Genomic DNA, 15,597 nt, shown 5'->3' with positions numbered 1-15,597 from the left:
TGAAAGAACAACTACTTCATTTCCGACAACACCGCTGCTGTATCAAAATGTGGGATCGAACCCGAAACGGAATGCGTCAGCCCATCACGGTGGCAGCGACGGTTCCGCCCAATTCGTAGCACTGCTCACGAACGTTTTTGTCCACGGGCACAATCACTTCGAGCGGCTCGGCCACCGGAACCAAACCGAGACCGGTTGCCAGTGCCCGCACCGACGACACAGCACCGGCAGTGTCATTGTTTCCGTGCACCCATAACCCATATGGACGCTCGGACACCGCACCCAAGCATTGGTAATAGGTAGTGTCGAAAAAGTACTTCAATGCCCCGGACATATAGCCGAAGTTCGCGGTGGTTCCGAAAATATATCCGTCAGCACCGAGTACGTCGGGCACGGTCGCTGCCAATGCCGGGACAGCAATAATTTCGACGCCCTCAATCTCTGGATCATGCGCGCCTGCCAGCACGGCATCAAGCAATTCATGCGTCGCGGGCGAGGGCGAATGGTGAACCACCAACAAAGTCTTCACGTCCACGAGAATACGACGCGCTTACCGCAGGCAAGGCCGCTTACCGCGAGCAGAGAACCGCAACCCATGCATTGACGGTCTGCTCTTCCGCCAACTCGGCAAAATCTGCATCCGCTCCGTCGGCGCGCCACTGTTCGACCAGCATCATGAGCCGCACCGAGTCCAGGCCCTCATCGGTCAGATCCGTGTCGTCGCCGAGTTGTTCTGCCCTCATCGACAGAACTTCGGCAACGTCACGCACAATCCGGGCCCGGTCCACAGTGCTGCTCATCGATCTCCTCGTATAGTACGAATACGGAATGACTTTAGGCCAGCCTAACCATATTGGTACGTTGGTACCCAACTTGAAACTGGACACACAAATCTCGCACAACTAAGGCTAGCCTCAACATAGCAATAGTTCCGGACAATCTGGAAGGGCGTCCATGTTTGCACTGGCCGAAGTCGCCGAATACCCGTTGCACACCAACCGATCTGACAACGGAGCGGATTCAGTTTTCCTGCTCTCCCGCAGGCAGACCTCGGTTCAGACCTCCGGAGTGGTGGAAGAATTCGACTCGGCGTTCGACGCTGTAGAGGGACTCAAGACAGGGCGGATCGACTCGGTTGTGGGCGCCCTCCCCTTCGCTCCCTCAACACCGTGCGCGCTCACCGCGCCGCTGAGTTTCACTCGAACGAGGGGTGATCTACATCACTCCGGTGCGGTGAATCTTCCCTCCGCGAAAGTTGCCGGATGCGAACCAAGCCCTCTCGAGCACACCCGGCGCGTTCGCGGTGCGATCACGCGACTGCAGGCAGGCGAACTGGACAAGGTTGTTCTCGCACGCACGCTCGCGATCGCAACCGAATCGCCGATCTCGCCCACAGCACTCACGAGAAAATTGATCTCGCTCGATCACTCGCACAACGGGTTCTGCGTAGACCTCTCCCCCGCCGGCGGGAAATACCGCGGGCGCGCTTTGGTCGGTTCAACGCCGGAAGTCCTGATCGAACGCCGCGGGGACATCGTCACCTGCCACCCGCTCGCAGGTTCGATTGCACGACACCCTGATTCGAAGCAAGACGAAGCACACGCCCAGGAACTCCTGGCGTCCACCAAGGATTTGTCCGAGCACAAATTTGTCGTCGATTCGATCAGCGCGGTTCTCGGACCGCTGTGCCGATCATTCTCAGCGCCAAGCACTCCCGAACTGCTCCGCACGCCTCAACTCTGGCACCTCGGAACCAAGATCGAAGGGGTACTGGCCGACCCGAACACAACGGCACTGGAGCTCGCGCTTGCACTGCACCCCACTCCGGCGATCTGCGGAACACCGACCGATGCCGCTCGCGATCACATCACCGGGACCGAGGACGATCGTGGCTTTTACGCAGGTGCCATCGGATGGTGCGATCGGACGGGCGACGGCGAATGGATGGTTGCCATCCGATGCGCCGAGATCGCGGCCGACGGCCTCTCGGCGAAGGCCTATGCCGGTGGTGGAATCGTCGCGTCGTCGGATCCCGATACGGAATTGCGTGAAACCAGTACCAAGTTCCGAACGATTCTCAGCGCATTCGATCTTGCCGAAGATCTTGCCGAATAGTGGCTCACTACCGGTCGATGCACTCATTTTGACACCAACAGGTCGGGCGTTCAGTACCGTTTTGGGCGATACATCCTAATTCGTCTCTGGCTTCTCGCCTGGAGGGTTCCCTGTGAATCGAATGCGCGCCTCAACCCGCCACGCTGCGATGGTCGCCGGCGCAGTGACTATCCTCGTCACCGAGATTCAGTTCGGAACCGTATCTGCGCAGCAGGTATCTCCAACCTTCGAGGTGTTGTGCACCCCGACTGACACCGGCCTCACCGAACTGTCCGGGTTGGCGGATACGTCCACCGGAATGTACGCCATCGGCGACAGCGGGGCAGACAACCGGATTGCCGAACTCGACGCAGGCTGCCACGTCACTCGCTGGATACCGGTGGGGACTGAGACCTACGATGTCGAAGATCTCGACTGCACTACCGACGGCACTCTGTGGCTTGCCGACATCGGGGACAACAACAAGGTTCGTACGTCCGTGGCGCTGATCGGATTCGATCCGTCGGGCGCGGAAGCTGCCACACCACGTGTGCTGACCTATCCCGACGGCGCACATGACGCCGAGACCTTGCTCATCTCGCATGACGGGCTGCCCGTCATCGTGACGAAGGACTATCTCGGGTCGAGCGATATCTACGCACCGGAGGGTAATCAGAATGTGCATGACCTGAGCACGACTGTCCCGACACAACTGAACAAGGTCGGACACCTGCAATTCTCGCCGACCACAACTCCCGGCGGTCCGGTCGACGGAGCGGGAAAAATGGCCGTCACCGGCGGCGCAGTCAGCACCGACGGCACGGTGGTCGCTCTGCGCACGTACACCGATATCTACCTGTATTCCGCCCCCGACGGTGACGTAGTCAAAGCCCTGTCCACCAGAGCGATTCGGGTTCCGCTCCCGAACGAACCACAGGGCGAGGCAATTACATTCAACAACGACGGAGATCTGATCAGCGGATCCGAGGCCTACCCGGGGCCACTGCCACCACTGCTCATCCTTCGCGGAGCAACCGCCCTTGCCGTGGCGGGAGGCTCGGCGGGACCCCTGGGCTCAACGGGTTCGTAGACTCGGGGTCAATCCGCGGGACCGCTATCATCGCGGGGTGAATACACGAATTCGGATGAGCGGCGCTGCCATTGCACTGGTATGCACCGTTGCCCTCGGGGCAGCGGGCTGCACCCACGTAGTCAATGGCGCGCCGCTCCCCGATGCGTTTGTTCCGAGCGCCGACAACCCTGATCCGTCGGAAGCGATCGACGGGGTTGTGTATGTCGAATACCCAACGGCACTTCACGTCCAGCCCAATGAGCGTGTGGCATACACACATTCACCACCGTTCGGCGGGCGGCACGACGGGGTATGGGCTAAATGCACCGGAATTGTGTATCCACAGGCGATCCGAACCGAAAATGCCGTTCATTCACTCGAACACGGCGCGGTCTGGATCACGTACAACCCTGACCTTGTTTCAGCCGGCGACGTCGAGCTCCTCGCTGGAAGGGTCAGCGGAAACAGCCATATGCTGATGTCACCGTATCCAACGCTCGACGCGCCGATCTCGTTGCAGTCGTGGGGACATCAACTCGAACTCGACCAAGCATCCGACATCCGAATCGATCAGTTCATCTCGGCGCTTCGACTCAATCCCGCGACGTATCCCGAAGTGGGAGCGACGTGTTCGATTCCGCCGTTGAGCTTCGACCCGGACAACCCGCCGCCGTTCGACCCCACCACTCCGGATCCGGCGTCCCCCACCACCGTTCCGGAGTAGACGGGTCTACTTGCCGCGCTCGCGTCGTTCCAATTCCACTGCCCGGCGCATGGTTTCGCGGGCGCGGCTTCGGTCACCCGCGTAGTCGTAGGCGCGGGCAAGACGGAAGTTCTGCTTCCAGTTGTCGGGATCAGCTTCCCAATCAACTTTGACCGTCGCGAACAACTCGTCGGCTGCAGCGCGCTCGATCCGGCCCGACGGCAATTTCGGGAGCGTCGACGCGTCGACGGCCAAGCCTTCGTCGTGGATCTGCTGAGCCAGGCGCTGATGGGTGAATCCCGCTCGCAATGTTGCGATCACCAGCCACAGTCCCAGGAACGGCAGGATGAGCACACCGATTCCCAGGCCGATGGCCACGCCGCCGCCGTCTTGGATGAGCTGAATTCCGCGTTGGCCCAGCAGCACGAAGTACACCGCCAAGGCAATACAGATCGCCGTGATCAAGATGAGCGTGCGGGTGGTTTTGTTGTTCATGTTCTTGGTACTCACAGGCCCGTAGTGCTCACAAATCCAGGAACGAATCGATACCGACGGTAAGGCCGGGGCGAGACGCGATCTGGCGAACGCCGAGCAGGACGCCCGGTGCAAAGGAGTTTCGGTCGATGGAATCGTGACGGATGGTGAGCGTCTCGCCCTGCGTGCCCAGAATGACCTCCTGGTGCGCGACCATCCCGGCCATGCGCACCGAATGCACGCGCACACCGTCGACATCGGCGCCGCGGGCACCGTCGAGTTCAGTGGTCGTGGCGTCAGGACTGGGACCGACACCAGCTTCGGCGCGCGCCGCGGCGATCATCGCCGCAGTGCGGTACGCGGTGCCGGACGGCGCGTCAGCCTTGTGGGGATGGTGCAGTTCGATAACTTCGACGGAATCGAAGAACCGAGCTGCGGCAGCCGCGAAGCGCATAGACAGCACAGCACCGATCGCGAAGTTCGGGGCGATCAGGACGCCTGTGGTGGGCTGGGCGTCGACCCACGACTGCACCGCAGCCAGCCGACTCTCGTCGAAACCTGTGGTGCCGACCACGGCGTGAATGCGATTGGCTACGAGAAACTCCAGGTTTCCCATCACGACGTCGGGATGTGTGAAGTCGACCACGACCTGAGTGCGGGTGTCGACAAACGTCTCGATCGGATCGCCGGTATCTACCTGCGCAACCAGTTCCAGATCAGCGGCAGCCTCGACTGCTGCGCAGATTGCCTGGCCGACCTTGCCCTTGGCTCCCAGAACCCCAACCCTGATGGGTGCTGCACTCACGTCTTCCACGCTCCGTCCGATGCATTGTTGTGGGGTAAAGCCTACGCAACCGGGCAGATGGGCTCACCATCAGTGCAACAGGAGTTTCGTCACGACTGGCACACTGGAGTTGGTGAGCAACCGCCCAGAAATTCAGCCAACCGGCAACTTGCGTCCACTCGAGGTGGCGACTGGTGCCGTGATGGCCGGATTCACGGTCGCTCTTTCAGTCATCGCGACAGTTATTCCTCTGGCGAGTGCTCTCCATCTTGTTGCGGCTGTTCCGATGGGCATCGTTGCTCAGCGGTTCAGAATCCGCGCTGTGGTCGCCTCCGGGGTTGCAGCCACCGCAGTCGCGTTTGTTGCCGCCGGCTCCGGTTCTGCCTCAGCCGTTGCGCTGTGCGCCCTACTGGGCGGAATTATCGGCAACGTAAAAAGGCGGGGGCGCGGATTCTTTTCCGCGCTACTGGCGTCGTTCGTTGTCGGGCCGATTCTGGCCCTGTTCTCGATAGTTCTGCTGCTCATTCTCTCGCCGCTACGAAATCTGTTGTTGGATTCACTCGACAACACGGCTCGCGGCGTCGCGGAAATTCTCAGAAGATTTCCGTACTTCATCGGGATCGCAGATGCGATCGAAAGCAGTATCGGAGCCATCATCGATTACTGGTGGCTCTGGATCGCCGCGTCCGCGACGCTGGGCATCATCATCAGCACCGTCGTCTCCTACTTTGTTCTCGGCGCAGTTCTCGATCGGTTGGCCGCACTTCCCACGGTGGATCCGCTGGCCACGACGCCCGACGACCGGTCGATCAACCCGTTGCCGTTGACGCTCGAACACGTCGGCTTCACCTACCCGGGTTCTACGTCGCCGGCGTTGACGGACATCAACTTCTCGATCGACCGCGGCGAATTTGTCACCGTCGTCGGGCACAACGGTTCCGGAAAATCGACCTTGACGCGCCTTCTCGCCGGCCGGGCACCGTCCACCGGACTGCTGGTTCGACCTGGCGCTGCGGGACTCGGCCATCACGACGGTACGGCGGTGGTTTTGCAGCGACCCGAAAGCCAGATCCTCGGAACGCGCGTCGCCGACGACGTGGTGTGGGGCCTGCAACCCGAGCATGTTCCGGACATCGAGGCGCTCTTGACCGAAGTCGGGCTGGGTGGAATGGCGATGCGTGAAACGTCGTCACTCTCGGGTGGCGAGATGCAACGCCTTGCTGTCGCCGCTGCCCTCGCGCGTCGTCCCGCGTTGCTCATCGCCGACGAAGCCACCGCGATGGTCGATCGCACCGGGCGAGAAGAACTAGTGGAACTGCTGGCAGCTCTCCCCCGTCGGCACAATATGGCCGTTGTTCTTGTCACCCATCATCAGGCCGACACCCGCCAAGCAGACCGGGTTATCCAGCTCGAGAACGGCCGGCAGATCGAACATGAGCCGGGCTGGATGGTCGGCACCGGAGCGCCGACGGTTCCCACCTACTGGCCGCGCAGCACCAAAGCCCTGCTCGAAATCAAGAACCTCTCGCACACCTACAACAATCGGACTCCGTGGTCGCGCACCGCGTTGTCCGACGTCAATCTCACCATCGGCTCAGGTGACGGCGTACTGGTCCTGGGCGGCAACGGCTCCGGAAAATCCACACTGGCCTGGATCATGGCCGGATTAACGGTACCCACGTCGGGCACGGCGTTGTTCGACGGCAAACCGATTGCCCGGCAGGTGGGTTCGGTGGGCTTGACCTTCCAACACTCGCGGCTGCAACTGCAACGTCGAACCGTATCCGAAGACATCGAGGCCGCCGGTGGGCCCGAAATCGGGTCGACGCAGGTTTCCTGGGCACTCGACGCTGTCGGACTTGATCGTCGCATTGCCAGCCGCAGCATCGATCAACTCAGTGGCGGGCAGATGCGCAGAGTGGTGCTCGCCGGTCTGCTCGTCCGACAGCCCCAGATGCTCATCCTCGACGAACCCCTCGCAGGCCTCGACCCACCCGGGCGAGCGGCCATCATGAATGTCCTGACCTGGATCAGGCGCAACGGCACCGCGCTGGTCGTGATTTCCCATGACGTCGACGGCATGGATGGCGTGTGCAGCAGGACAATTCATCTCGCTGACGGTGTCCTGACCGAAAGTCCCGTCACACTGGAAGAGACCCGGCGATGACCACACTCCTGCGCGAAGTTCCCACCACCTCACCGATCCACCGACTATGGGCCGGCACGAAGATCATTGCCGTGGTTCTCATCAGCCTTGTCATGGTGATCGCGCCGTCGTGGCCGTCCATTGCCGTGATCACCGGACTGCTCGTCATTACTGCCGCGATCGGCCACATTCCACCGACGGCAATCCCGCGCCCACCATGGTGGATATGGCTGCTACTGCTGGGCGGCGCCCTGGTCAATCTCCCGATCGGTCTCGACGCCGTGTACCTCTACCTTCGGGCAGTCACCTTCGGAATCATATTGCTGTGCGCGTCACTGATGTTGGCCTGGACCACCTCGATGAGCGACGTCGCACCCGCACTGGCGACACTCGGACGTCCGCTGCGGTTCCTACGAATCCCGGTGGACGAGTGGGCAACAGCCGCGGCGCTGTGCATTCGCTCACTCCCCCTCCTGATCGAGGAAATGCTCACGCTGGCCGCGGCTCGCCGACTCCGGCCGAAAGGCGTGGTGCACAGCGCGTCCGACAACACGATTATCGATCTGATCACTACCACGATGTCGGTGGCGATCCGGAGATCCGCCGAAATGGGTGAAGCCATCTCCGCACGCGGCGGAACGGGATTGATCGCCGCCTATCCGAAGCGTCCGCGTCGAGCTGATCTGCTGGCGATCATCGTTGTCGTTCTTTCCTGCGCCGGAGCGATCGTACTGACCGTGATCTAGGGCTGTGGTTGTGCAGTGATCCCAGCGCCCATCCAACGGCGCAGGTATTGCCGTAGTTCGTCGTCGCTCCGAGGTGGATTACCGGGGGATATGAAAAACGACTGCATCGTGCGCAGCACGTATTCGACGAGTTCCCGAAGAGCAGCGTCGTCGTAGCCGTACTTCTTCCAATCGACGTCGAATCGGTTGATCATCGCGATTCCGAAGGCCTGAGCCTCATCCGATGTGAGACCGTCGGGGTGAAGGTTCGAGTACGTTCCCGTCAGCAAGATGCCAAGATGTGGGATTCTGCGGACTTCGGTCAGTGTGTAGACAACGCCTTCGGTCATCGCGTCGACGGGATCTTCGATGCCGCTCACATGGGCAGTGAGCCGATCTAGAAATCCGGCGACCGATGCGATTGCCGCTGCGCGCATCAGGGCGTCGGAGTTGGGAAAGTACCGATACACCGTCTGACGGATCACGCCCAGCGACTCCGCGATATCGGCGATGCTGATTGCCGAGCCCGTTCGCCCGATCAAATCGACTGCCGCGGTGACGATTCGACGAGTTGCGTCGTCATCGTCGACTGGCGGATTTCCGCCCCACCCACGTCTTCGCGCCACTGCCTGTATTCCTCACTCGAATCGAGAAACCCAGGCTAACACTGCCAGTCGACACCAATTCTGTGCGCATCACGGAATTGTGACCATACACAAACGCTAATCTGTGTATGGTCACATTCAGAGCGTGGCTATCGGGGCATCCGGGCAGCCACCTACCCGACCGTCCGGAAAGACGAGGTTTCGAGAAGTGACTGATCTACACGTGCGAAAGATGAATTTTGCTTTCGAGGACTACGACGTCCCCTTCCTGTGGAACGAGGAGAATCCGGCCTTCTCGAGCATGGCCAATGCCGTCTCTTTCCTGGCCATCGGTTTCGAGAAGATGATCGTCAAGCTCATCATGCAAACCAAACCGCTGTTGACGGATCGCGCAGTTGCCGAGGAAGCCGACGCGTTCATGCGCCAAGAGGGACAGCATTCCTCGGCGCATCGTCAACACGTCAAAGGCTTGATCAGGCGATATCCCGGCCTGCAGGAAACTCTCGACGACGTGGTCGGCGAGTTCGACAAACTCACTGCAGAAACGTCGGTGAACTACCGACTGGCATACACCGCCGACCTCGAAGCAACCTTCACCTCGGTGTTCAAGCTGATGCTCGACAACGAATCTGCACTTTTCCGCCCCGGCGACGACAGGGTTGCGTCGCTGTTCATCTGGCACTTCGTCGAGGAAGTCGAACACCGAAGTTCCGCCCTCATCATCTTCGACTCCGTCGTCGGCAGCGACCTCTACCGGATGCGTATGGCACCGTCAATTTTCCGGCACGTCATGAAAGTGATCAGGCTGGCCTCCCTGGGCTTCAACAAGCATGTGCCGCGCGAAGATCGGCAGGTCGACGCGATGGCCATGTTCGCGTCGTATCGCAACATGCAGTTTCTTCGCAAGCGTTTACCCGGGCTCGAGGCGCAGGACAACGGTCCGATGTCTCGCGCGTTCGACGTATTGCCGCTCGGCGAGCAACTCACCGCGCTGCGGGGAGTTATCCGCAGCCAACTGCCCAAGCACAACCCCGCCACCGAGAACCTGCCCGCCCTGGCCGACGTGTGGTTCGAACGTTTCGAAGCCGGATACGACGTAACCCGCTGGTATACAGCTGAATCGAACAGCACAGGATCGAAGAGCACAGGGCGGTCGAACAATGGCTGACCTCTGTTCCCCCACTTTCGATCAACTCGCCACGGAACTCGGCTTCTCCTGCGCAGAAGCGGGTGGACTGGTCGAACTCCGCAACCCCTTCGGGCTGGAGAACTGGACTCTGCCGGTTCTCGAGTGGACCATCATCATCGGCTCGGTGCTCGCTCTGGTTCTCGCGATCGTGCGCTTGCGGCGAAACGGCGATCCCACCAATCTCGTACTCTGGTTCGGCGCCACCGCCTATCTGTTCATCATCGAACCGCCGCTGTACTTTCCCGCGGCCTTCGGCATCGAGAAGCACGTGGATACGATGTTCGCGCACAACGTGTTCACTGTCGATTTCCTGTGGGGCAGACTCCCCCTCTACATCATCGCGATCTATCCGCTGATGGCAACGCTGGCCTTCGAAATCGTCAAGATGCTGGGCGTTTTCCGTCGGTACGGGGTGCTCGCCGGCGCAGTCTGCGTGGGCTTCGTTCACCACGCGTTCTACGAGATCTTCGACCATCTCGGACCGCAGCTTCGGTGGTGGGAATGGTCGACGGCAAACCCGATCAACCAACCGATGTTCGACGCCGTCCCACTGCCGAGCGTTGTTGTGTTCGCAGCCTTGTGGCCGATGTCGCTGGCATTCTGCGTCCAGTTCTTCGTTGGCCGCCACGTCGACAACGGCCAACATTTCACCGGACTCCAATTGGTTTGGCGCACAATCGTCATCGGCGTCCTGGCCTCAGTGGGCACGTTCATCCTGCCGTTGCCCGCAACAGTGTTCGGTGCGGGGAGCGACACGGTCCGAGGAGTGCTCTACGCAGCGGAACTGGTGATCCTCTCCGTTGTCGCGATTACGCTGTTGATCCGCCAGTGGACCCGGTTGCGTACGCAGCCGTCTGACGCGCCCCCGTACACCAACAGGTTTGTCCAGTACTACAGCGTGGTGTACCTGTGCATCATGGCCGTTCTCTGGGCCAGCGCCCTACCCGATTTCTTCGGTGCCGTCGACGGTTCGACCAGCAACGGAGACCCGATCGGGAATCTCTGGTACACGCTGGCGTGCTTCGTCGTCGCAATACTCTGTGTCGCTGCAACATTCACCGTGACGCGTCGCAGTGCAGCAGCAGGCGACTCTCCGTCCACCGAAGAGCAACCCGCTCCTCACACCGCATAACTTGGTTGAAAACAGCTCGAGGTGGACGCACCCTACGGCACGCGGTGCGTCCACTTCTCGGTGCTGAACTTGGTCTCCACCAGCTCACGCGCCTGCGCCAACTCTGCCTCGGTGTAGGTACTGGTGCGGGTGTCGTGCTGCGATCGGAAGTAATTCTCGAACGCTGTCAGGATCGCGGCGCGTGTCATTCCGGTCTGAGAGCGGAGCGGGTCCACTCGTTTGGCCGCGCTCTTGGTTCCCTTGTCGGACATCTTCTCTCGGCCGATTCGCAGAACCTGCGTCATCTTCTCCGCGTCGATGTCGTAGGCCATCGTCACGTGATGAACGACTGTGCCGTCGGCGAACCGCTTCTGGGCTGCGCCGGCGATCTTGCCCTTGTCCGAGGCGATGTCGTTGAGCGGTACGTAGCGCGCGGTGATTCCGACTTCGGCAAGCGCGCCCATCACCCACTGGTCCAGGAAGGCGTACGACCGTTCGAAACTCAGCCCCTCCACCAACGACGCGGGTACCACCAACGAATACGTGATGCAGTTACCCGGTTCCATGAACATCGCACCGCCGCCTGAGATCCGGCGCACAACACCGATACCGTGGCGCGCAGCAGCTTCCGAGTCGACTTCATTGCGTACGGATTGGAACGAGCCGATCACGACCAGCGGCGAATCCCAGTCCCAGAAACGCAAAGTGGCCGGACGCTCACCGGACGCCACCTCGCGCGCGATGACCTCGTCCAGCGCAACGTGCATCGCGGGATCGAGGACCGCCGGCGAAATGACGTCGAATGTGTGGTCCGCCCAGCTGGTGGCATGACCGAGCGCGCGGCGAATCGCGATGCCGACCGACTCCGCAGTGAACCCGATCATCGACACGGACTCGTCGAGCGTCGCGATGATGGCGTCCGCCAGCTGTTCCACGTTGGCATCGGCCGGCATACCCGTCAGCGCTCCGTTGATGTCATCCAGCGCGCTGTCCGGCTCGAGGAAAAAATCGCCGGAAACCGCTACGTCGGACAGCTGCCCGTCCTCGACCTCGACATCGACTGCAACGAGCTTGCCACCAGGAACCTTGTACTCTCCGCGCATGTGTTCAGCCTATCCCCGCGGGATCGCCCGTCGGCGCGCGCCGTCGGAGCAGAGGGCAGAGTCACACATCGGATGCCCGGTGAGACAAAGCACCCCACCTGGTCGTGCCACCCGCCGAGCGAAATGATGCCCAGGGTGCGATCATTAGCCCATTCGGCTCGAATCCTGACGAGCCACAACGGAGGTGCACATGAAGGTCCCGGCGTTCCACTCGACGGTTCCTTCCGATCTCGACGTCTACCACGACAACGAGAGCTGCATCCTTGCCGCGCGCATCGACCCTTCGGATCGAAGTGACGGCGTCGACGGTCGCCCGTGGTGCACTGCCTGTGCATCGTTGGACTAGCACCGCCTGACGCGCCTACATTCTGCGCTCCCGCAGTCGCAGGTTGACGATCTCGAGTGCCGCCTCTTCGGCGTGATCCAAGGCCTCGGCTTGCTTCACCGAAATGCTGTCGCACAGCCAATCCCAGTGCAGCGCTACCACGTTCCCTCGCACCGGAGCGGGAGCAAGTGGAATGCCGTCGACGTTCCACCGCACGTGTTCGATCGCCTTCGGACCGCGGGTCAGTCGGTTACCGTCGAACGCGAGCGGCGAGGACTCCACCTCGGCATACTCGTCACCTACTTCACGTACTTCGCCCCACCTGATTCGGCAGTTCTGGAGGATGGACAGTGGCACCGCACCGTGCTTCCGAAGAAGGCGCACCCACGGATACACGGCAAGAACGTGGAAACTGTGATGCGCAAGAGCGCGATCTCGGCCATCGAGATCTGGGAGCAACCCTCCGTCGTTGCGCGTCCCGAATTCATGCCGTAGGTGCGCCACCAACTCTTCCGAGTTCACCGAATCCAGCAGCGACCCACCCAACCAGTAAGCCTCGATCACGCGTGGGTCGAGTGGGTCGTCCACACCCGCTCCCCAGGCCAGTGCCTCGAGATACGGCCACGCACCGTCGAACTGTTGCGCTCGGCCACGGTCCTGCTCTGTCACCGTTCCGGCCGCCTGACGCAAGAGCGCCGACGGATCGTCAGCTCCGCAATACCCCAATTCGTTCGGCGGATATGCGTACCTCGCAAACAGAGCCGGGCCGCTAACGTGAATGCCGGTCATCAACAGATCCGCGGAAGCTGTTCACCAGCAGGGAGATCCACTACCCGATTGCCACCAAGCGCGGTTCGGGCAACCACCATTCCGGAGTGCGCGCTCACGCACTCCCCGATCACCGTTGCCCCCCTTCCCAGCGAGTGTCCACGCATGGCATCGAGCACGAGGTCGACGTCGGTGGGTGCGACAAACGCAACCAATTTGCCTTCGTTGGCCACGTACAGCGGATCCAGACCCAACAATCCACAGGCATCCCGAACGGCGTCGGGAATCGGCAGCTTCCGTTCCACGAGCGCAACACCGACATTCGACGCCTGGGCAATCTCGTTGAGCGTCGCTGCAACTCCGCCGCGCGTCGGGTCGCGAAGGACGTGGATGTCCGCGCCGGTGGCGATCATGTCCGCAACCAGGCCGTTCAGTGCGGCGCAGTCGCTGCGCACCTCGGTTCCGAACTCCAGACCCTCCCGGCAACTCATCACCGCCACGCCGTGAACTCCGATGTCACCACTGACGATCACTGCATCACCGACCTCGGCCCGGTTCGGCCGTATGTCGACACCAGCTGGCACGATGCCGATGCCCGCAGTGTTCACGAAGACTCCGTCGCCGTGACCGGCGTCGACCACCTTGGTGTCGCCGGTCACCAGACGCACTCCGGCTGAGCGAGCCGCGTCGCCAAGCGTGGCCGCCACCGTGGCTATTTCGGCGAGCGGTGTCCCCTCCTCGAGAATGAAGGCGGTCGACATGGCCAGTGGTTGCGCGCCGGCCATGGCAAGATCGTTGACCGTGCCGTTCACGGCCAGATCGCCGATGTTTCCACCCGGAAACACCATCGGTTTGACCACGTACGAGTCCGTCGAGAACGCCACCCGAACGCCGCCGATGTCGAGCACCGCGGAGTCGCCGAGTTCCGCGTCGGCCGCGTCGCCGAATGCGGGTAGGAACAAGTGCTCGATCAGCTCGGCGGACATCGCGCCACCACCGCCGTGTCCCATGACGATGTTCGGCGAATCACGGAGCGGCAGCGGGCAGACCCACGCCCCAGGGTCCACCACCGCACTGTTGTCAGCTCCCATGACCCGCCTCCTGCAGTTCCAAGCGTCGGTACAGGTAGTAGGCGGCGCACGCACCTTCGGACGAGACCATGGTGGCCCCCAACGGATTACGCGGCGTGCACTCCTTCCCGAAGGCAGCGCACTCGTTCGGCTTGATCAAGCCTTGGAGAACTTCTCCGGAACGGCACACCGATGACTCATCGGTGTGAATGTCGGTTACCGAGAATCTTTGTTCCGCATCGAATTCTGCATACTTCGGCGCCAACTGCCAACCGCTGTCCGGGATGGGACCGATACCGCGCCACGTCCGGTCGGATACTACGAACACATCGTCGAGCATCGCCTTGGCTGCCACATTTCCCTGGGCCGTCACAGCCCGGGCATAGGCGTTCTCCACCTCGTGCCTGCCGGTTTCCAACTGCAGCACGGTCTTTCTGATGCCCTCGAGCAAATCGAGGGGTTCGAACCCCGTGACGACGATCGGCACCCGGTACTTCTCTGCCAGAGCGGGGTACTCCGATGTTCCCATCACACTGCACACGTGACCTGCGGCGAGAAACGCCTGCACCCGACACTCCGGGGAGTCCATGATCGCGGCCATCGCGGGCGGGACGAGCACGTGGGAGACAAGTAACGAGAAGTTCTTGATGCCGAGTCGGTGCGCCTGATATACGGTCATCGCGTTTGCGGGCGCAGTGGTTTCGAACCCGATCCCGAAGAACACGACCTCCCGGTCCGGATTCTCCTTCGCGATGGTCAGCGCGTCGAGCGGCGAATAGACCACGCGCACATCACCACCAGCACTCTTGATCCGAAAGAGGTCGGACGCACTACCTGGTACTCGCAACATGTCACCGAACGAGCAGAAGATCACGTCCGGGCGGGCGGCGATCTCGAGCGCTTTGTCGATGATCTCCAGCGGCGTCACACAGACCGGGCACCCCGGCCCGTGAATCATCTCGATCTGCTCGGGCAGCAATTGGTCAATTCCGTGGCGGATGATCGAATGCGTCTGGCCACCACAGACTTCCATGATCGCCCATCGGCGGGTAGCGAGTGTGCGAATCTGATCGAGTAATTTACCGGCCAACTCGGGGTCGGAGAATTCGTCCAGATACTTCATGATTGATTCTCCTTCTGATCGACTCCCAGAGCCTTGGCTGCGCGAGCAAATCCGTCGCCGAACTCCTCGTCGAGCACGCCGAGGTGCTCGAACTCCGCAAGTGTGCGTTGTGCTGATTCCTCGTCGAGCCTCTGAATCGCGAACCCGACGTGAACAACGACGTACTCTCCGACCGCGGCGCCCGGAATGTACTCGAGGCACACCTCTTTGCGGACTCCCCCGAAGTTGACGACGGACATCGTGGTTCCGTCACGATCCTCGAGCGATTCGATACGTCCCGGTACGGCTAAACACATGGCTACCCT

18 protein-coding genes are annotated in these 15,597 nt (G+C 61.4%); 8 read left to right on the top strand and 10 right to left on the bottom strand.

The window, feature by feature from the left end; genetic code table 11:
* Positions 1–76: 76 nt before the first annotated feature.
* Both KYT97_RS00965 and KYT97_RS00960 read right to left on the bottom strand, forming a co-directional pair.
* Entirely contained in the window at positions 77–529 is a 453-nt protein-coding gene (locus KYT97_RS00965) for a flavodoxin family protein (RefSeq protein ID WP_095887796.1), read from the bottom strand.
* Positions 530–569: 40 nt separating this feature from the next.
* A complete protein-coding gene (locus KYT97_RS00960) occupies positions 570–800 on the bottom strand; it encodes a phosphopantetheine-binding protein (RefSeq protein ID WP_219111596.1) in 231 nt (76 codons plus the stop codon).
* 154 nt (positions 801–954) lie between these two features.
* On the opposite strand from KYT97_RS00960, the gene KYT97_RS00955 reads away from it, so the two are divergent.
* The 3 genes from KYT97_RS00955 to KYT97_RS00945 all read left to right on the top strand — a co-directional run bounded on the left by KYT97_RS00955 (position 955) and on the right by KYT97_RS00945 (position 3,890).
* Positions 955–2,115 carry an isochorismate synthase gene (locus KYT97_RS00955; protein WP_051730551.1) on the top strand — a complete coding sequence of 387 codons (1,161 nt, stop codon included), beginning with the start codon at positions 955–957 and terminating at the stop codon, positions 2,113–2,115.
* A 121-nt stretch (positions 2,116–2,236) separates the two neighbouring features.
* A complete protein-coding gene (locus tag KYT97_RS00950) occupies positions 2,237–3,184 on the top strand; it encodes a hypothetical protein (RefSeq protein WP_245005985.1) in 948 nt (315 codons plus the stop codon).
* A 37-nt stretch (positions 3,185–3,221) separates the two neighbouring features.
* Positions 3,222–3,890, top strand: coding sequence for a thioredoxin-like domain-containing protein (locus KYT97_RS00945; RefSeq protein ID WP_245005984.1), 669 nt, complete (start codon positions 3,222–3,224; stop codon positions 3,888–3,890).
* A gap of 6 nt (positions 3,891–3,896) precedes the next feature.
* Here the strand turns inward: KYT97_RS00945 and KYT97_RS00940 are convergent, their stop codons facing one another.
* Complete coding sequence (locus tag KYT97_RS00940; protein WP_033234876.1) at positions 3,897–4,364, bottom strand: hypothetical protein; 468 nt, start codon at positions 4,362–4,364, stop codon at positions 3,897–3,899.
* A 28-nt stretch (positions 4,365–4,392) separates the two neighbouring features.
* Positions 4,393–5,157 carry a 4-hydroxy-tetrahydrodipicolinate reductase gene (gene dapB / locus KYT97_RS00935; RefSeq protein ID WP_092808454.1) on the bottom strand — a complete coding sequence of 255 codons (765 nt, stop codon included), beginning with the start codon at positions 5,155–5,157 and terminating at the stop codon, positions 4,393–4,395.
* Positions 5,158–5,260: 103 nt separating this feature from the next.
* Between dapB and KYT97_RS00930 the strand changes: the two genes are divergently transcribed.
* Together KYT97_RS00930 and KYT97_RS00925 are read left to right on the top strand one after the other, a co-directional pair.
* On the top strand, positions 5,261–7,294 hold the full coding sequence (locus tag KYT97_RS00930) for an ABC transporter ATP-binding protein (RefSeq protein WP_219111595.1): 2,034 nt from the start codon (positions 5,261–5,263) through the stop codon (positions 7,292–7,294).
* Complete coding sequence (locus KYT97_RS00925) at positions 7,291–8,019, top strand: energy-coupling factor transporter transmembrane component T family protein (protein WP_092808456.1); 729 nt, start codon at positions 7,291–7,293, stop codon at positions 8,017–8,019. Before KYT97_RS00930 ends, KYT97_RS00925 begins: the two co-directional genes overlap by 4 nt.
* On the opposite strand, the gene KYT97_RS00920 is transcribed toward KYT97_RS00925, so the two are convergent.
* Positions 8,016–8,624: a TetR/AcrR family transcriptional regulator gene (locus KYT97_RS00920; RefSeq protein ID WP_092808457.1), complete on the bottom strand. Its 609-nt coding sequence runs from the start codon at positions 8,622–8,624 to the stop codon at positions 8,016–8,018. The genes KYT97_RS00925 and KYT97_RS00920 overlap by 4 nt on opposite strands.
* Positions 8,625–8,811: 187 nt before the next feature.
* Between KYT97_RS00920 and KYT97_RS00915 the strand changes: the two genes are divergently transcribed.
* Positions 8,812–9,771 (top strand): metal-dependent hydrolase, encoded by a 960-nt coding sequence (locus tag KYT97_RS00915; protein WP_141485999.1) that lies wholly within the window; start codon positions 8,812–8,814, stop codon positions 9,769–9,771.
* Positions 9,764–10,924, top strand: coding sequence for a hypothetical protein (locus tag KYT97_RS00910; protein WP_219111594.1), 1,161 nt, complete (start codon positions 9,764–9,766; stop codon positions 10,922–10,924). Before KYT97_RS00915 ends, KYT97_RS00910 begins: the two co-directional genes overlap by 8 nt.
* A gap of 32 nt (positions 10,925–10,956) precedes the next feature.
* On the opposite strand, the gene lplAB is transcribed toward KYT97_RS00910, so the two are convergent.
* Complete coding sequence (lplAB, locus tag KYT97_RS00905; protein WP_219111593.1) at positions 10,957–12,006, bottom strand: lipoate-protein ligase LplAB; 1,050 nt, start codon at positions 12,004–12,006, stop codon at positions 10,957–10,959.
* A 190-nt stretch (positions 12,007–12,196) separates the two neighbouring features.
* On the opposite strand from lplAB, the gene KYT97_RS00900 reads away from it, so the two are divergent.
* Positions 12,197–12,352: a hypothetical protein gene (locus tag KYT97_RS00900; RefSeq protein ID WP_187328581.1), complete on the top strand. Its 156-nt coding sequence runs from the start codon at positions 12,197–12,199 to the stop codon at positions 12,350–12,352.
* 15 nt (positions 12,353–12,367) lie between these two features.
* Here the strand turns inward: KYT97_RS00900 and KYT97_RS00895 are convergent, their stop codons facing one another.
* The 4 genes from KYT97_RS00895 to KYT97_RS00880 are packed head-to-tail and all read right to left on the bottom strand — an operon-like array spanning position 12,368 to position 15,588.
* On the bottom strand, positions 12,368–13,120 hold the full coding sequence (locus KYT97_RS00895; RefSeq protein ID WP_116103961.1) for a DUF6390 family protein: 753 nt from the start codon (positions 13,118–13,120) through the stop codon (positions 12,368–12,370).
* Complete coding sequence (gene hypE / locus KYT97_RS00890) at positions 13,120–14,190, bottom strand: hydrogenase expression/formation protein HypE (protein ID WP_219111592.1); 1,071 nt, start codon at positions 14,188–14,190, stop codon at positions 13,120–13,122. Before hypE ends, KYT97_RS00895 begins: the two co-directional genes overlap by 1 nt.
* On the bottom strand, positions 14,180–15,292 hold the full coding sequence (gene hypD / locus KYT97_RS00885) for a hydrogenase formation protein HypD (protein ID WP_033234886.1): 1,113 nt from the start codon (positions 15,290–15,292) through the stop codon (positions 14,180–14,182). The genes hypE and hypD overlap by 11 nt, the downstream gene beginning before the upstream one ends.
* Positions 15,289–15,588, bottom strand: coding sequence for a HypC/HybG/HupF family hydrogenase formation chaperone (locus KYT97_RS00880; protein WP_033234887.1), 300 nt, complete (start codon positions 15,586–15,588; stop codon positions 15,289–15,291). The genes hypD and KYT97_RS00880 overlap by 4 nt, the downstream gene beginning before the upstream one ends.
* Between the last annotated feature and the right edge of the window lie 9 nt (positions 15,589–15,597).

The sequence above is a fragment of the Rhodococcus globerulus genome, from assembly GCF_019334125.1.
Taxonomy (GTDB): domain Bacteria; phylum Actinomycetota; class Actinomycetes; order Mycobacteriales; family Mycobacteriaceae; genus Rhodococcus_F; species Rhodococcus_F globerula.
Note: the sequence above shows the minus strand (reverse complement) of the source record. Positions and strands in the feature narration are given on the sequence as shown.